This window comes from Anoxybacillus sp. CHMUD, assembly GCF_013096965.1.
GTDB lineage: Bacteria > Bacillota > Bacilli > Bacillales > Anoxybacillaceae > Anoxybacillus > Anoxybacillus kestanbolensis_A.
This window is the reverse complement of the sequence record NZ_SDLG01000008.1, coordinates 91,627-107,282: the sequence shown is the minus strand read 5'-3', so window position 1 is coordinate 107,282 and position 15,656 is coordinate 91,627. Positions and strand designations below refer to the sequence as shown.

Below are 15,656 nucleotides of genomic sequence, written 5' to 3'. Positions count from 1 at the left end.
AATAAGTTTTACTCATTATGCATGTATGGTCTCTCTTCGTCTCTTGACATGTATGAACTTTAGTTTCATTGTATCATATGTGTGGAAAAAGGCAACTGTTTTGCACAAAAAGCCATTTGATGGCTGAACGTGGTTTACATAAGCTAATATTCATTCCTCTTTCTTTATATTTGTTGACGATTTTTTTCACATTTGGTCGTTCATTTTTCTTTCGTTTTCTTTGCACACGCTCTCTTCCTTTCTCATCTCTTTTACATATTTACGAACCACAACATAAAAGGTTTCGCGAACAATTTATTTTTTCCTGCATATATTACGAACAAACGTATGTCATAAGGAGTGATATTGATGAAAAAAGATTTGTCTCATATACTTGATTCATTTTTTGATGATCGGTCATTAAAAAAACTGTTATACACGCTTGATGAATATGTGCATCGTACATTTTCACCGATCTATATCCCGATCGATGTACGTGAAACAAAGGAAGAATACGTCATTATCGCCCATCTTCCGAATGCGACACGCGATAGCGTCCATCTACAGTTTATAGACAATACACGTCTATTGTTGTCGGTTATTTATGATGAGCAAATAGAAACGATTGATGATGAAAAGAAATTCGTTCAGCGCAAACGCACGTATGAACGAGCGACAAAATCGATTTTTCTTCCTTATCCTGTAAGTGAATCAGACATTCAAGCATCATTTCAAGATGGCAAACTGATCATTCGTCTTCCACAGAGAAAAACATTTATCCCCATCGAATAAATGCACGAAAAAACGCAAACGTTACAATTTAAACGTTTGCGTTAATCCTTTTACAAGACCGCTCATCTGGTTCATCACTTGCACCGCCTGCCCCATCGTATTCATCATTTTTGTGATGTCATACGTTCCCTCTTTTGTTTTAAACTGCTCAAGCAAGCTTGGCGGTTTCGGGGCAGGAACGAATGGAGGCATCGGCGGTACAAAAGGAGAAGCCGCTGGCGGAGTGAATGGAGACATCGATGGTGCAACAGGGGGAACGACTGGCTGAGCTGGAAACGACACCGGTTGAGAATAGTATGGATAATAGTTCACTGGTGGAATATGTGGCATTTGCATCGTAGGCCACGATTGATACATATGTTTTCATCTCCTTTCATTACATCGTATTCGCTTAAGGTAAAATGGTTCGTGACTAATCATGTCAATCGATGTCGGAATTCTCAATTTTTTGAATTTAGCATGTCGTCTTTTTTTATGTTATGATAAATGGAAAAGGGGGAGGGAATAATTATGACAATCATTGAATTAAAAAACAAATTTATTGCGACAAAGCAATATGAACCGATCGATGCGAACGAACTGCTTGATTTTGCGCGTCAACTTTACTTGCGCAACGAATTGCCACTCGGCGCATACCGCCATCTTGTTCGCGATTTAGAGGCGCTTGGAGCATACAAACCCGATGATGAGCGAGTCGAGCAATATTCAGGAAGCATTGAATGATTAGTTCCCTTTTGTGCCATGCTAAGTAAGACGTTAGCATGACAAAGGAGGCATCTGTGAAAATGGGTCGAGGTGTTCATTTTCATCATAAGAAAAAAGGGCATGAAAGCGAGAAGCCAAAACATGGCGAATCGGCACCATCGAAGCAACGTGAAGTAGTCGACTATGCCATTGACACCGTAGGAAATGGAGAGCATCGTCCAGTTACAATTGAGCGTGTGAAAGAATAAAGGTGGCACCATTTGCCACCTCTTTTATATTGCCGGAGCGAACGTATACGTTTCTTTTTTTTCAATTTGCTGTTCGATGTTGTCGAGTTGGCGTTCGATATGTTGTAAACGATCTTGTTGCATATCGTAATGCGTAGCCATTTGTTCTGCCGTACGCTCTTTTAATTTATTTTCTAACTGTTCAATTTCATCAAACAACTGTTGTAGTTGCATTTGAATATGCTCCATCCTCCAACTCCCCTTTCGTCCTTTGCCATACATATTCTCCATCCACTACCTCTTCCCTTCTCACTTGACAAAACTAGAAGAAATTCGGCAAACAAAGTGTTGTGTGTACAAAATTCGACAAATCGATGCGCATGTTTTTGACATGAGCGGTCAAAATAAAAAAGCGAAAGGAGGCATGGCGATGGCGAAAAAAGAGAAAAAGAAAAAGCAAAAACCGAAGCAAGAAGAAACGACAGGCTTCGGCGACAAAAAGCTAGAAGGCCCGGACCGTCCTTCTACATAAGGAAAGGAAGCGAGCGAATATGCTCGCTTTTTCTAATTTTCATGAAAATGACGAACGGACGAAACATATGGTATAATGTTGAACATTCAAGGGGGGATGATATGTTTAAATATCCGAATGGGCGAGCGTATGAAAAAAAAGAAAATGAACAGACGTTGCGCGCCTCTGCTTCTGATACGTATGGGAATCGCGGAATGACGCTAGAGGCGGATTTAAATGAAACAAACGCCTACTACTTAGCTCAAGGTATTGCCGTCATTCATAAAAAGCCAACGCCAATACAAATTGTACGCGTCGATTATCCGAAACGGAGCGCTGCTGTCATTAAAGAAGCGTACTTTAAACAACCGTCCACGACGGACTATAATGGCATATACCGTGGGAAATACATTGACTTTGAAGCGAAGGAAACACGAAATCGTACATCGTTTCCGCTTCAAAATTTTCATGAACATCAAATCGAACATATGAAACAAGTGTTAGTCCACGGAGCGATTTGCTTCGTGATTTTGCGTTTCACGACATTCGATGAAACATATTTGTTCGATGCACATCACCTTCTTGAATATTGGGAGCGCAAGCAACAAGGGGGGCGCAAGTCGATGACAAAAGCGGAAGTGGAACGACATGGGCATCTCATTCCACTTGGCTATCACCCACGAATCGATTATATTCAAATTGTAGACAAACTATATTTTTAGAATAGGAGGAACGATATGGCGAATTATCGTTCACGAACAGAACGAAAACAAGCGGAACAAAAGAAACAACGTCCGCGTGAACGAGGGCGTTCGATGATGAAAAAAATTGTGCTCATTATGTTGCTCATAATGACAATCGGAATGTTTTCAGGCGTCGTTACATTTGCATGGATGATTAAAGATGCACCGCCACTTGATGAAACGTTGTTGCGAGATCCTTTGGCTTCGATTGTTTACGACGTCAACGGGCAAAAAGTAGTAGAACTCGGTCAACAAAAGCGCATTTATATATCGTATAACGATATTCCAAAAGTGCTCGAGGAAGCGGTGCTTGCAACAGAAGACGCCCGCTTTTATGAACATCACGGGTTTGATGTTGTGCGCTTTTTCGGTGCAGTGTTAGCGAACATTCGTGAAGGATTTGGTGCTGAAGGTGGAAGTACAATTACGCAACAAGTTGTCAAACTTTCCTTTTTAACACCTGAAAAAACGTTAAAACGGAAAGTGCAAGAATTATGGCTTGCGATTCGGTTAGAGCAAAAATATTCAAAGCATGAAATTTTAGAAATGTATTTAAACAAAATTTATTACTCGAGCCGATCATACGGTGTTGCTAAAGCGGCAGAGACGTACTTCGGAAAAAGCGATTTATCGCAATTAACGCTTCCTGAAGCGGCATTGCTCGCCGGCATTCCGCAAAGCCCGAACAACTACAATCCGTTTACGCATCCAGAAGCGGCCGAAAAGCGTCGCAATACGGTGCTATCGCTAATGGCGAAACATGGGTTTATTTCGAAAGAAGAAGCAGAAGAAGCAAAAAAAGTGCCTGTACAATCGCTATTAACAGAAAATAAACAACAAAGCGATATTCCGTATGACTCTTTTGTTGATCAAGTGATCGATGAAGTAACAGAAAAAACAGGGCTTGATGTGTTTACGGCTGGATTGCACATTTATACAACGTTAGATCCGAACGCTCAATCATATGTAGAGAATTTATTGAATTCCGATGAAGTCATTCGTACAAATAAAGCTGATTTTCAAGCTGGTATTGCGGTCGTAGATACGAAAACAGGCGAAATTCGGGCGCTTGGCGGCGGTCGGAAAAAAGAAGAAGGTGTCACGTTCGGATTTAACTATGCAACGGATACACGAAAACAGCCTGGTTCGACAATTAAACCAATTGTTGACTACGGTCCTGCAATCGAATATTTAAAATGGTCAACGTATCATCAACTAAAAGATGAACCGTATCAATATTCTGATGGAACACCGATTAAAAACTGGGACGGCAAATATGAAGGACAAATGTCGATGCGAACAGCACTTGCTCGTTCCCGAAACATCCCTGCCTTAAAAGCGCTTCAAGAAGTCGGTTTAGAGCGAGCAAAACAGTTTGCGAACAAGCTTGGCATGGGCTTTGAAGAAATGCATGAAGCATATGCGGTTGGTGGCGTCGGCAAAGGCGTCTCTCCACTCCAAATGGCCGGTGCATATAGCGCATTCGGAAACGGCGGCATTTACATTGAACCACATGCCGTAAAAAAAGTTGTGTTTCCAGACGGAACGGAGATGGATCTTCGCCCAGAACCAAAGGTGGCGATGAAGGACTATACGGCGTTTATGATTACCGATATGTTAAAAACGGTCGTTCAATCTGGAACAGGGACAGCCGCAAACGTGCCAGGACTTCATATTGCCGGAAAAACAGGAACGACGAACTATGATGAAAAAGATCGGCGCAAATACGGTCTTGCAAGAGGCGCTGTACCTGATAGCTGGTTTGTTGGCTATACGCCAAACTATACGGCTGCCATTTGGACAGGATTTAGTAAAAAAAGTAGCGAAGCATATTTATCTAGATCTGAACAACAATATGCGAAGCAGTTGTTTAAACGCGTCATTTCCCACGTCGATGACGGCAGTGGTGGCGATTTTAAACAACCGAAAAGCGTCGTGAAACTGGCGGTGAAAAAAGGAACGAATCCGCCGAAACTAGCAAATGAATATACGCCAGAAAATGAAATTACGTACGAATATTTCGTGCGCGGTTATGAAGAACCGACAGAAGTAGCTGAAGATAAGCCAGAAGTCGTCGAACCGGTAAAAGACTTACGAGCACAATACGATCCAGCGACACAAACGATTTCGTTATCGTGGTCATACACGATCGATCCTGAAAAAGATGTGTCGTTTGAAGTAAGACAAACAGTAGATGGTCGTAAACCGACCGTTATTGCAACAACAAAAGATTCACAACTAACCGTTGAGGCAAAAGAAGGTTCGGTGTACTTATTTGAAGTATACGTCGTCACAGCAGATGGCACACAAAGCGCACCTGCTACAGCACTTGTGCAAATTCCGAAAGAAGAACCGGAACAACCGAGTGAAAATGAATCACCGGAACAACCGGGAAACGGAGAAAGCCCGGAGACGCCAACAAACCCGACCGAGCCAAACCCAAGCAATCCAGAGACGCCAACAAATCCGAGCGATCCGGGAACACCAACAAACCCGACAAATCCAACAAATCCGAATAACAATTCATCAACAAACTCGTCGGGAACGAACAATCAACAACGAAATGGAAATAGCGGTGGAACAACGAATAATCAATAAGTAAGAAAAGAGACTGAGAACGCGCTCAGTCTCTTTTTTGTTGAGCCATTTGTTTATAAAATAGCTTCATAAGCTCGGTAAATAGTTCATCTAATTGGACGAAAGAATGGTGAAGAGTAGGACGGACGAAAATAAACGAAAGCCGATCCACAACATTTAACGGACGAAGCGGGAGCGACTGAACTTCCTTTTCCCATTCGTATACGTTGCTTACTGCTCGTTCATTGAGCCAATGTAACGCACATAAAAAGTAGCTTATTCCCCGAACGATCCCCTCTTTTGCTTCGTTCGCTTGACGCGCTGCAAACAATGGGGCGAGTTCACGCTTTTCTTCTTCCCAAAGTTGAAATATGGCAGGAAGCGACTGCTCTTTTTGTTGCCAAGGCTCTTCTTTTTGCGTTATATCGTAATAAAATGGCACGTGCTTCATCATCATCGGGAACGGTTGAAACGTATGGATATCATCAATGAAATCGGCCGAAAAAAAGAGCGGATGTTGAAACAATTTTGGAACGATCATTTACCTCTTCCCTTTCATCCGTTTTTTTCCTTCGCGACAAAGATGAAGCAATGGACAAACGTCACATTTTGGTGATTGCGCTTTACAATGATAGCGCCCAAAAAAAATAAGGCGATGATGGGTCACCGACCATTCTTCTTTCGGAATTTTTTTCATTAGCGTTTCTTCTACTTCTAGCACAGAATCTTTCCAACGACAAATGCCAAGTCGTTTGCTGACACGTTCGACATGCGTATCAACAGCAATCGCAGGAACACCGAATGCAACCGATACGACGACGTTCGCTGTTTTCCGTCCGACGCCTGGAAGCTTCATTAATTCATCGCGATTTTTTGGCACTTCTCCGCTATATTGTTCAATTAATATACGACATAGTTGTTGAATATTTTTCGCTTTATTCCGATATAGTCCGATCGAACGTATATCTTGTTGAAGCTCTTCTAGCGGAACAGAGACGTAATCTTCTGGTGTTTTATATTTTTCAAATAGTTGCTTCGTCACTTTATTAACGAGCGCATCAGTACATTGCGCCGATAATACAACAGCGATCAATAGCTCAAACGGATTGCGGTGAACGAGCTCACAATGCGCGTTTGGGAACATGTTTGCAATTTCATCTAAACAGTAGCGAATTTGTTGCTTCGTTAACATGTAACCATCCTTTCTACGACTGTTCAAGCCAATTATAAATCGGAACGGTTGGTTTATACGGTTGATCTTGTTTCACCTGGTTTTTTCGAAACTTTTTCGCATGTTGTTGCGCTTGCTCGATCGTTTTAATTCCGTTCTTTTTCCATTCGAATAAAATGCGATCAATGTAACGGAAATTTAGTTTTCCTGATAGTACAGCTTCACGTAACGCCGCTTTAATGATGATCGGATCGTGTTCATCTTGATCCATCCACATCGCTAACGTCTCGCATTCCATCGGGGAAAGTGGACGGCCAAATTCATGTTCAAAAACGGTGTACAATTGTTCTTCTTGCTCTTCTTCTTGTTTTTGTTCTTGAAAAACAGCACGAATAAGTTTTTCCCAAAGCGGATCGAGTGAATAGCATTCACTACGAATGTTATCATCCATTCGTTCTTCAATGGCTAAAAATCCTTTTTGCACAAGCTTGCGCAATTGTTGCATGCACATTTCAGATGAAATGGTCATGCGTGCAGCGATTTCATCTGGGGTTGGAAATGAAATGCCTTGTTCAAGAAACGAATGAATGTGTAACAGTAACATAAACTCTGTTTCATTTAACCCAAGCGTTTTATAGCTCGTTAACAATAACCTTGGAATTGCCACACTTCCTTCACGAAAAAAACGAATCATTTCATTATCCATGTCAAACACCTCACGCCCTATTATATCATAAAACAAATCCCCCATGTGAGCACGGGGGATTTCATCATTATGGGTATAAACGATTGAGTAAACGCGGAAACGGAATCGTTTCCCGAACATGTTCAACGCCACAAATCCAAGCAATTGTTCGTTCAAGTCCTAGTCCAAAACCTGAATGTGGCACAGAGCCGTATTGACGAAGTTCTAAATACCATTTATACGCATCGAGCGATAACTGATGTTCTTCTAACCGTTGTTTTAATAAATTATAGTCGTGAATACGCTCTGAACCGCCAATAATTTCACCATATCCTTCTGGAGCGATTAAATCCGCGCAAAGAACAACTTCTGGACGGTTTGGATCTGGCTGCATATAAAACGGCTTTAATGTCGTTGGATAATGTGTAATAAATACTGGTTTGTCAAAGCTTTCCGCAATGGCTGTTTCATGTGGCGCACCGAAGTCATCGCCCCATTGAATGTCGTCAAATCCTTTCTCATGAAGAAGTTGGATCGCCTCATCGTATGTGATGCGCGCAAATGGCGGTTTTACGTTTTCTAATTTAGACGTATCGCGTCCGAGCGTTTTCAGCTCGAGCTGACAATTTTTTAATACCGATTGCACAATATGGGATACGTATTGTTCTTGGACTTGTAAGTTATCTTCAAATTGATAAAACGCCATTTCCGGCTCGATCATCCAAAACTCAATTAAATGGCGGCGCGTTTTTGATTTTTCAGCACGAAACGTTGGACCGAATGAAAATACTTTCCCGAGCGCCATCGCTGCCGCTTCCATATATAGCTGGCCGCTTTGAGAAAGGTATGCATCTTCATCAAAATATTTTGTATGGAATAATTCCGTCGTTCCTTCTGGCGCACTTCCTGTTAAAATTGGTGGATCGACTTTGACAAAGCCGTTTTCATTGAAAAATTCATACGTCGCGCGAATGACTTCGTTGCGGATTTTCATAATCGCATGCTGGCGCTTCGAACGCAACCATAAATGACGATGATCCATTAAAAATTCAACGCCATGTTCTTTTGGTGTAATCGGATAGTCAACAGCCATATGAATGAGTTCAATGTTTGTGACGGAAAGCTCGTATCCAAACGGTGAACGTGCATCTTCACGCACTACACCTGTCACATAAAGCGAACTTTCTTGCGTGATGCTTTTTGCCGCCTGAAATACACCTTCGCTCACTTGCGCTTTTTCCACAACTCCTTGAATAAAGCCTGTGCCATCACGCAATTGTAAAAAAGCGATTTTTCCGCTCGACCGTTTGTTCGCAAGCCAAGCGCCAATTGTTACTTCTTGACCTACATATTTATGTACTTCTGCAATTGTCGTTTTCACAAAAAGTCCCTCCAAAGACGTTCAACTATTATGTACATCATCAATATTAATACATTTCGACAAAAAAACGCAAGACGATCGTTTTCACCCATGAAAGAAAAGGCTAGCCATATCGACTAGCCACGCGTTTTTTCATTTATAAATGTTTCGATACGATCAAGCGCCTCATGAAGTAAATCAAGTGATGTCGCATACGACAAACGCACATTGTTTGGCGCACCAAATCCTGAACCTGGAACGAGTGCGACTTTCGCTTCTTCAAGCAACGCTTCGACAAACGCATCGACACTTTCGTATCGGGTCATCGTTGCTGCTTCTTTTGCATTCGGGAACAAGTAAAATGCGCCTTGTGGTTTCACGCAAGAAAACCCTGGAATTTGAACGAGGCGATCGTAAATAATGTTTAAACGTTGTTCAAACGCTTGACGCATATGTTCTACTGGCTCTTGCGGCCCGCTATATGCAGCAATTGCGGCGTATTGAGCAATCGATGTTGGATTCGATGTGCTATGGCTTGCCAAATCGGTCATAGCGCCAATAATCTCGGCATCTCCTGCTGCGTAACCAATGCGCCATCCTGTCATCGAATGCGATTTCGACACACCGTTAATAATGATCGTTTGTTTCTTCAATTCCGGTGAAAGTTGGGCAATCGAAACGTGCTCATGTCCGCCATAAACGAGCTTTTCATAAATTTCATCAGAAACGATAAGAACATCGTGGGCTACACATACTTCACCGAGCGCCTGCAACTCTTCTTTCGTATAAATGACGCCCGTCGGATTGCTTGGCGAGTTAATAATGACTGCCTTCGTTCGTTTGGTGATCGCCTGTTTCAATTGCTCTGGTGTAATTTTGAACTCATTTTCTTCAAGCCCTTCGACATAAACAGGCACTCCACCCGCTAGTTTCACTTGCTCTGGGTAGCTCACCCAATAAGGCGTTGGAATAATCACTTCGTCGCCCTCGTCTAAAATGACTTGAAATAGCGTATAAAGCGCATGTTTCGCTCCGACACATACAATAATTTCTGACGGTTTATAGTCGAGTTGCTGGTCTTGTTGAAATTTTTTAATAATTTCTTGCTTGAGTGTCGCTAATCCACCAGATGGCGTATATTTCGTATGCCCATCATACATCGCTTTCACAGCCGCTTCCATAATATGTTGCGGCGTATTAAAATCTGGTTCGCCAGCGCCGAGCCCGATGACATCGTACCCTGCTGCTTTTAATTCTTTCGCTTTCGCTGTAATGGCAAGCGTTGATGATGGCGTTAATGATGCGACGCGCTTCGCTAACTTCATGAATTCTTCCCCCTCGCAAAATGATATCTTTTCAAAAAGGCCCCGTCTTCAAAACGAACGTAATAAAACGAATAACGGTCTCGTTCGTCAATATATGTAATTTCCCATAGCGGGATCCCTTTTTCCATTCCTAATTTCACTGATACGACTTCTTTCGGATGATACGTTTTAATGGACGATTGCGCTTGTTGTTTCGTAATACCTTCCGAAGCCTTTCGAACATCGACAATTTTCCCTTTTTCTGTCACCCATGCAATCATTTGTTCACCTTCGTCATTTTTTCCTATGACGATGACGTATACATCGCTACCTCGGTACGTATATACGTCATCGATATGGATGATCCCTTGTTTCTCTGCCTGTTTCATCGCACGTTGTTCACTTTCGTTTTTAGATGATACCGCATCACTATATGCGTCGATATATAAAAATAACGCCGTAAACAACAAGCATACGAAGGCAATCAAAACCTTCTTCATTTTCATCCCTTCTTACGTTCGATAAATCGTAAATACAGCCTTTTCTTTATTTTCTTCATCAAGCGCTAGTCCAAACATTAAGTCTTTTTCTTTTAACGTCCGGTTTAAACAATCAACAATTTTATATAAGTCTGATGAGTATTCAACTTTTACAGTTGCTAATACTTCGATTTTACTTTCCACGACCCGATCCTCCATGTGTACAAATTTTGTTACTTATATCGTTTATTGCGAACGGAAACAATACAATTACACACCGATTTCGGTGTATAAACATCTTCATTGTAGCAACGATTTCCTACATTGGTCAATTTGAATTAAAAAAATTCCTATCGTACACACCGCGGGCCGAACGTTGGCCCTTTTTTAAAATGTCATGACGTCGTATTCCTCTAAGTTGCATTTCACTACAATGACACCAAAACGATTTGTCTCATAACAATCAATCCAGGCAGCGTACAGCCGCTCAAGCAACCGTTCATTCGGCCAGTTGCCATGTTTCTTAAAAATGATTGCTACTTGTGGATCGACATGTTTTAAAAACGATGTACGTGGGTAGTCATTAACGCCGAAATGGGCAATTTTTAATATGTTTACATCACTAAGCGGCATCGTCATCAACTTTTGTTCCACATCTTCGCTCGCATGCGCCATATATAAAAGGCGAAGACGCCCGTACTGAATCGACATTGTTACATCTCCATTGTCAATATAGAGCGGCTGCATCCGAAAATGGGGAAACGGTTCATACACCTTTTGTTCTTTCCATTCGCTCACCACTTTCGGACCGTACGTTTGTTCAATCCATTTCACATTGCCGATATATTCCCGATCATCGCTCGTTAACGAAAGTTCATCGATTTCGGTAATATGGAAATGTTCAAACCATCTTTTTAGTTCGCGTTCTGTATGCGGCGCCCCTGTATTTAACAATACCGTTTTTCCGCTTGCGTGTTTGAATAACGTCGCTTCTCCATCGCTAAGCGGCAAAAAAATAATCGCCATTTCTTCTTCTTCGAGCATCATATCGATTTTTTGAATATGCTCCGCTGATGTTGAAGGATGCATTAAACTATTGCATATCAAAAATAATAACACCCATTGCAAAACGTCCACTCCCTTCATCTACATCTTTTATCTTTTACCGATGAAGGGAATTTTATAGCCATTCGTTTACATGTTGTAAAAGCTCCGAAAGCGGCGCATGATATACATGAATAGGTGGCAACGACTGTAAAAAATATTTGCTATATGATGCTGTTAACAATCGTTGGTCGAAGACGAAAATAATTCCACGATCTTCTTTTGTCCGAATTAATCGTCCAAATCCTTGCTTAAAGCGTAAAATTGCTTGCGGCAACGATAAATCGTAAAATGGATTGCCTCCTTTTGCGCGAATATAATCGCTTTTCGCTTCCATGACCGGATCATCTGGCGGCGCAAATGGCAATCGAACAATGACAACGCATGTCACTTCGCTTCCTGGAAGGTCGATTCCTTCCCAAAAACTACTTGTGCCAAATAAAATCGCTTGCTCAAACTGTTGAAAATGGCGTGTTAATTTCGCTGCATTGCCTCCGCTCACTCCTTGAGCAAGCAATACAAACTGATCAGCGTTAAATTGTTTCGCATACGCATACGTTTGTTTTAACAATTCATACGATGTGAATAATACGAGCATTCGTCCCTTTGTATGTCGGGCGATGCGTATCACTTGTTGGGCTGCATGCTCCGCATATTGCTCAACTGTAACCGAAGGAAACGTCGGTAAGTCTGTTGGCACCATAAGGGCAGCTTGTTTTTCATACGAAAACGGAGACGGAATGATGCGTGTGAATGGATAAAAATCGTCAAGACCAAGACGCGAAATGATAAATGAAAAACGAGCATTTGTCGTTAACGTAGCCGAAGTTAAAATGACGCTCCGCTTCCGTGAAAATAATTGATCAGCAAAAAAATGAGCTAAATCGAGCGGTTGTGAAATAACTGTGACTGCATTCACTGCGGCTTTTGCATCTACTTCGAGCCAACGAACAATATCATCATCATCGCTCGTTAATAAATGTTGCAGCGTACATAAAGTATCAATAAACGTCGTAAAAGGCTTCACATCTTCTTTTGGAATATCGTTTATCATTTGTGATAACTGTTGCACGTCATTCATTATGCGCATAAGCAACTCGATCGTTCCGCTCCACTCTTTTCCGTATTCTTTCCACGGGACGAAACGGTAACGCATACGTCCATCTCCTTTTTGACGACGCAACACATAATGACGCAGAGATTGAAATAGTTGATTGAGTTCGTATTCAAGATCTCCTAAAAGCGAGCGAAGCGCCCCCATTTTGTGTATCATAGCGATGTCGTTCATTCGTGTCCACAATAAACGAATGTATTCGTATGAAACGTGCCTTCCGAAAAAGTGGGCAGCTACATCTTCTAAATGATGCGCTTCATCAATAATGAGTTGTTCATACGGTGGCAAAAATTTTTCATCCGCTGTTAAATCGTGCATAACAAATGAATGGTTTGTAATAATGACATGTGCATGTTTCGCTTTTTCTTTCGCGCGAACGAAAAAATCGTATTCTTCATTCGTATCATCGCTATGTACATCTTCCCAAAATAGCGCGCCACCTGCCGTTAAGTTTAGTTCATCAACATCCCCTGTCTCTGTTTCTGTTAACCAAACAAGCAATTGACATTTCGTTAACGCAATATCGTAGTTTGTATCGATATGTTTTAACGTGCGAGCGAATTTTCGCACGCTCATATAGTTTCGCTTCCCTTTTAAAACAGCGGTCGTAAATGGGAAAGGGACGAGCTGTGCAACGCGCGGCAACTCTTTTTCAATCATTTGTTTTTGTAGCTGGAGCGTATAGGTGCTAACGACGATTGGTTGCTGTTGCTTCACCGCATAAAAGACGGCCGGAAGCAAGTACGCCATCGTCTTTCCGACGCCCGTTCCCGCTTCAATTAACGCATGCTGGCACGTTTGTAGCGCATAGTTAACGTCGTCCATCATTTGTTTTTGTCCTTCTCGATATTCAAACGGCGCAACAAATGGATTTGTTGCAAGCCATTGTAAAAAAGATGGAAGATGCTCATGACGATCAACTCGTTTTGGCGAATCCCATGCTTTTAAAGCAATGCCTTCATATTCAACGACGGATTCATTCGTTTGAAGCGAGCGTTCTTTTTTGGCAATGAATTGATCTAATAGAGCGGTCAAATCGCTTTTTAACGGTTGACTATGGCGGCGTAATTGTTTTAATGTCACAAGCGGTAAACGAGATAGCTTGTGCAGTAAAAAAAGAAGCAGTTGCGCCGTTGCTTCTGCGTCGTAATCTGCTTGGTGCGGACGATCATGCGCAAGCGATAACGCTTCGGCTAAGTGATTCAGTTTATAGCTTGATTGTGTCGGCATAAGAAAACGGGCGAGTTCTACCGTATCTAAAAGTCGACATGTCGGTGGTTGTATTCCGCTACGAATAAATTCCTCTTGTAAAAATGCCCAGTCGAACTGAACGTTATGCGCGACAAAATAAGCTCCTTCCCATTGTTCAACAAGCATCGCAGCAATATGTTGGAACGGCGGCGCATCATGAACCATTGTATGATCAATGCCTGTTAGTTGTTGAATAAACAGCGGAATATCCCGCTCTGGCTGAACAAATGTTGAAAAACGTTCTTTAACTTTGCCGCCCTCGATGACGACAAAACCGATTTGGATGATGCGATCTTCTTTTTTCGGGGCATTTCCTGTCGTTTCAATATCGACGACGACAAAGCGATCATTCATCTATTTTCCACCTCGCATGTATGTGACAAATAAAAAGAGGCGGCATGGCGCCCGTTATAAAACGGTCGCCGCCGGCTCTTGGACAATGAGTTCTTTAATGCGGTTATGCTCGTCCATAATCGCAATTTTCGGACGGTGTGATGTTAATTTTTCTTCTGGTACGAGTACATATGAAATGACGATGATAATATCATCTTTTTGCACGAGACGGGCTGCTGCTCCGTTTAAACAAAACACACCGCTTCCTCTTTCACCAGGAATAATATACGTTTCAAATCGTGCTCCATTGTTATTATTTACAATTTGTACTTTCTCATTTGGAACCATGCCGACTGCATCTAAAATATCTTCATCGATCGTAATGCTACCGACATAATTTAAATTCGCTTCCGTCACACGAGCACGATGAATTTTAGCGTTCATTAATGTGCGAAACATCATGTTTCCCCCTTATTGTACGTTCATAACGATATTATCAATCAAACGCGCATTTGTAAACCGCACAGCGAGCGCAAGGATGATCTTTCCTTGTAACGTCTCGAGTGGCTTTAACTCTGGATACGAATAAACTTCAACGTAATCGATGACACCGGTTGTATGTTGCTCAATATGGTGCACAATCGCTTTTCGTACGGTCTCCACGTCACGTTCTCCTGCTTCAATGAGCGCTTTTCCTTTTTGTAAAGCAGCATATAACGCCGGAGCTTCTTGCCGTTCTTGCTCGCTTAAATACACGTTGCGTGAGCTTTTTGCAAGGCCATCGTCTTCACGTACTGTCGGAACAGCAACGAGTTCGATCGGAAAATGGAAATCGCGGATAAGTCCGTCGATGACCGCCACTTGTTGCGCATCTTTCAGCCCGAAATATGCGCGATGTGGCATGACGATATGAAACAGCTTCGTCACAACCGTTGCGACACCGTCAAAATGACCAGGGCGGGACTTTCCACAAAGCACATCCACTCGTTCATGCACTTTCACTGTGACCGACGGTTCATGCGGATACATTTCTGGCACAGAAGGATAAAATATAATGTCCACACCTGCTCGTTCAGCCATTTTATAATCGCGCTCAAAATCACGTGGATAACGATCGAAATCTTCGTTTGGTCCAAATTGAAGCGGGTTAACAAAAATGCTTAAAACAACGATGTCATTTTCCTTGCGTGCCCGTTCCAACAACGCCACATGACCTTCATGCAAGTATCCCATCGTTGGCACAAAGCCGATCGTTTTTCCTTTTTGACGCTCAGCCATTATACAGGCTTGCATCTGTTCGATTTTTTCGATTGTAATCACA

Annotated in this window: 18 protein-coding genes; 5 read left to right on the top strand and 13 right to left on the bottom strand. The window is 42.1% G+C overall.

The features are described from left to right. Positions 1–348 precede the first annotated feature (348 nt). On the top strand, positions 349–771 hold the full coding sequence (locus ETB99_RS07770; protein WP_129000405.1) for an Hsp20/alpha crystallin family protein: 423 nt from the start codon (positions 349–351) through the stop codon (positions 769–771). 21 nt (positions 772–792) lie between these two features. On the opposite strand, the gene ETB99_RS07765 is transcribed toward ETB99_RS07770, so the two are convergent. Further along, entirely contained in the window at positions 793–1,128 is a 336-nt protein-coding gene (locus ETB99_RS07765; protein ID WP_171700328.1) for a YppG family protein, read from the bottom strand. Positions 1,129–1,281: 153 nt separating this feature from the next. Between ETB99_RS07765 and ETB99_RS07760 the strand changes: the two genes are divergently transcribed. Next, the gene (locus tag ETB99_RS07760; RefSeq protein WP_012574773.1) at positions 1,282–1,494 is read left to right on the top strand and encodes a YppF family protein; all 213 of its coding nucleotides are present in this window, start codon (positions 1,282–1,284) and stop codon (positions 1,492–1,494) included. A gap of 62 nt (positions 1,495–1,556) precedes the next feature. Beyond that, positions 1,557–1,724, top strand: coding sequence for a hypothetical protein (locus tag ETB99_RS07755; protein ID WP_171700327.1), 168 nt, complete (start codon positions 1,557–1,559; stop codon positions 1,722–1,724). A gap of 24 nt (positions 1,725–1,748) precedes the next feature. On the opposite strand, the gene ETB99_RS07750 is transcribed toward ETB99_RS07755, so the two are convergent. Beyond that, positions 1,749–1,952: a hypothetical protein gene (locus tag ETB99_RS07750; protein WP_006319523.1), complete on the bottom strand. Its 204-nt coding sequence runs from the start codon at positions 1,950–1,952 to the stop codon at positions 1,749–1,751. 384 nt (positions 1,953–2,336) lie between these two features. On the opposite strand from ETB99_RS07750, the gene recU reads away from it, so the two are divergent. Together recU and ETB99_RS07740 are read left to right on the top strand one after the other, a co-directional pair. Beyond that, a complete protein-coding gene (gene recU, locus ETB99_RS07745; RefSeq protein WP_171700326.1) occupies positions 2,337–2,936 on the top strand; it encodes a Holliday junction resolvase RecU in 600 nt (199 codons plus the stop codon). A gap of 15 nt (positions 2,937–2,951) precedes the next feature. Then, positions 2,952–5,555 carry a penicillin-binding protein 1A gene (locus ETB99_RS07740; protein ID WP_171700325.1) on the top strand — a complete coding sequence of 868 codons (2,604 nt, stop codon included), beginning with the start codon at positions 2,952–2,954 and terminating at the stop codon, positions 5,553–5,555. Positions 5,556–5,580: 25 nt separating this feature from the next. On the opposite strand, the gene ETB99_RS07735 is transcribed toward ETB99_RS07740, so the two are convergent. From ETB99_RS07735 to panC, 11 genes are all read right to left on the bottom strand, one after another. After that, a complete protein-coding gene (locus ETB99_RS07735) occupies positions 5,581–6,075 on the bottom strand; it encodes a YpoC family protein (protein ID WP_006319513.1) in 495 nt (164 codons plus the stop codon). Further along, the gene (gene nth, locus ETB99_RS07730; RefSeq protein ID WP_006319512.1) at positions 6,076–6,726 is read right to left on the bottom strand and encodes an endonuclease III; all 651 of its coding nucleotides are present in this window, start codon (positions 6,724–6,726) and stop codon (positions 6,076–6,078) included. It lies immediately after the preceding gene. A gap of 13 nt (positions 6,727–6,739) precedes the next feature. Then, positions 6,740–7,411 carry a DnaD domain-containing protein gene (locus ETB99_RS07725; protein ID WP_077428583.1) on the bottom strand — a complete coding sequence of 224 codons (672 nt, stop codon included), beginning with the start codon at positions 7,409–7,411 and terminating at the stop codon, positions 6,740–6,742. Positions 7,412–7,478: 67 nt separating this feature from the next. Further along, positions 7,479–8,771: an asparagine--tRNA ligase gene (gene asnS / locus ETB99_RS07720; RefSeq protein ID WP_171700324.1), complete on the bottom strand. Its 1,293-nt coding sequence runs from the start codon at positions 8,769–8,771 to the stop codon at positions 7,479–7,481. Between the two features lie 116 nt (positions 8,772–8,887). After that, positions 8,888–10,075, bottom strand: coding sequence for a pyridoxal phosphate-dependent aminotransferase (locus ETB99_RS07715; protein WP_171700323.1), 1,188 nt, complete (start codon positions 10,073–10,075; stop codon positions 8,888–8,890). Further along, positions 10,072–10,554: a cell wall elongation regulator TseB-like domain-containing protein gene (locus ETB99_RS07710; protein WP_253263584.1), complete on the bottom strand. Its 483-nt coding sequence runs from the start codon at positions 10,552–10,554 to the stop codon at positions 10,072–10,074. Before ETB99_RS07710 ends, ETB99_RS07715 begins: the two co-directional genes overlap by 4 nt. 12 nt (positions 10,555–10,566) lie before the next feature. Next, positions 10,567–10,737 (bottom strand): YpmA family protein, encoded by a 171-nt coding sequence (locus ETB99_RS07705; protein ID WP_006319505.1) that lies wholly within the window; start codon positions 10,735–10,737, stop codon positions 10,567–10,569. 183 nt (positions 10,738–10,920) lie between these two features. Beyond that, the gene (locus ETB99_RS07700) at positions 10,921–11,679 is read right to left on the bottom strand and encodes a ComEC/Rec2 family competence protein (RefSeq protein WP_171700321.1); all 759 of its coding nucleotides are present in this window, start codon (positions 11,677–11,679) and stop codon (positions 10,921–10,923) included. Positions 11,680–11,713: 34 nt separating this feature from the next. Continuing rightward, entirely contained in the window at positions 11,714–14,356 is a 2,643-nt protein-coding gene (gene dinG, locus ETB99_RS07695; protein ID WP_171700320.1) for an ATP-dependent DNA helicase DinG, read from the bottom strand. A 54-nt stretch (positions 14,357–14,410) separates the two neighbouring features. Beyond that, positions 14,411–14,794, bottom strand: coding sequence for an aspartate 1-decarboxylase (panD, locus tag ETB99_RS07690; RefSeq protein WP_012574757.1), 384 nt, complete (start codon positions 14,792–14,794; stop codon positions 14,411–14,413). A gap of 12 nt (positions 14,795–14,806) precedes the next feature. After that, complete coding sequence (panC, locus tag ETB99_RS07685; protein WP_077428592.1) at positions 14,807–15,655, bottom strand: pantoate--beta-alanine ligase; 849 nt, start codon at positions 15,653–15,655, stop codon at positions 14,807–14,809. Position 15,656 lies beyond the last annotated feature (1 nt).

What these genes read in the sequence shown, in the direction of transcription:
- recU (WP_171700326.1), top strand. Translation starts at nt 2,337, where the DNA reads ATGTTTAAATATCCGAATGGGCGAGCGTATGAAAAAAAAGAAAATGAA.
- ETB99_RS07700 (WP_171700321.1), bottom strand. Translation starts at nt 11,679, where the DNA reads ATGAAGGGAGTGGACGTTTTGCAATGGGTGTTATTATTTTTGATATGC.
- panD (WP_012574757.1), bottom strand. Translation starts at nt 14,794, where the DNA reads ATGTTTCGCACATTAATGAACGCTAAAATTCATCGTGCTCGTGTGACG.
- nth (WP_006319512.1), bottom strand. Translation starts at nt 6,726, where the DNA reads ATGTTAACGAAGCAACAAATTCGCTACTGTTTAGATGAAATTGCAAAC.
- ETB99_RS07770 (WP_129000405.1), top strand. Translation starts at nt 349, where the DNA reads ATGAAAAAAGATTTGTCTCATATACTTGATTCATTTTTTGATGATCGG.
- ETB99_RS07710 (WP_253263584.1), bottom strand. Translation starts at nt 10,554, where the DNA reads ATGAAGAAGGTTTTGATTGCCTTCGTATGCTTGTTGTTTACGGCGTTA.
- ETB99_RS07715 (WP_171700323.1), bottom strand. Translation starts at nt 10,075, where the DNA reads ATGAAGTTAGCGAAGCGCGTCGCATCATTAACGCCATCATCAACGCTT.
- ETB99_RS07765 (WP_171700328.1), bottom strand. Translation starts at nt 1,128, where the DNA reads ATGTATCAATCGTGGCCTACGATGCAAATGCCACATATTCCACCAGTG.
- ETB99_RS07725 (WP_077428583.1), bottom strand. Translation starts at nt 7,411, where the DNA reads ATGGATAATGAAATGATTCGTTTTTTTCGTGAAGGAAGTGTGGCAATT.
- ETB99_RS07735 (WP_006319513.1), bottom strand. Translation starts at nt 6,075, where the DNA reads ATGATCGTTCCAAAATTGTTTCAACATCCGCTCTTTTTTTCGGCCGAT.
- dinG (WP_171700320.1), bottom strand. Translation starts at nt 14,356, where the DNA reads ATGAATGATCGCTTTGTCGTCGTCGATATTGAAACGACAGGAAATGCC.
- ETB99_RS07740 (WP_171700325.1), top strand. Translation starts at nt 2,952, where the DNA reads ATGGCGAATTATCGTTCACGAACAGAACGAAAACAAGCGGAACAAAAG.
- ETB99_RS07760 (WP_012574773.1), top strand. Translation starts at nt 1,282, where the DNA reads ATGACAATCATTGAATTAAAAAACAAATTTATTGCGACAAAGCAATAT.
- ETB99_RS07755 (WP_171700327.1), top strand. Translation starts at nt 1,557, where the DNA reads ATGGGTCGAGGTGTTCATTTTCATCATAAGAAAAAAGGGCATGAAAGC.
- ETB99_RS07750 (WP_006319523.1), bottom strand. Translation starts at nt 1,952, where the DNA reads ATGGAGCATATTCAAATGCAACTACAACAGTTGTTTGATGAAATTGAA.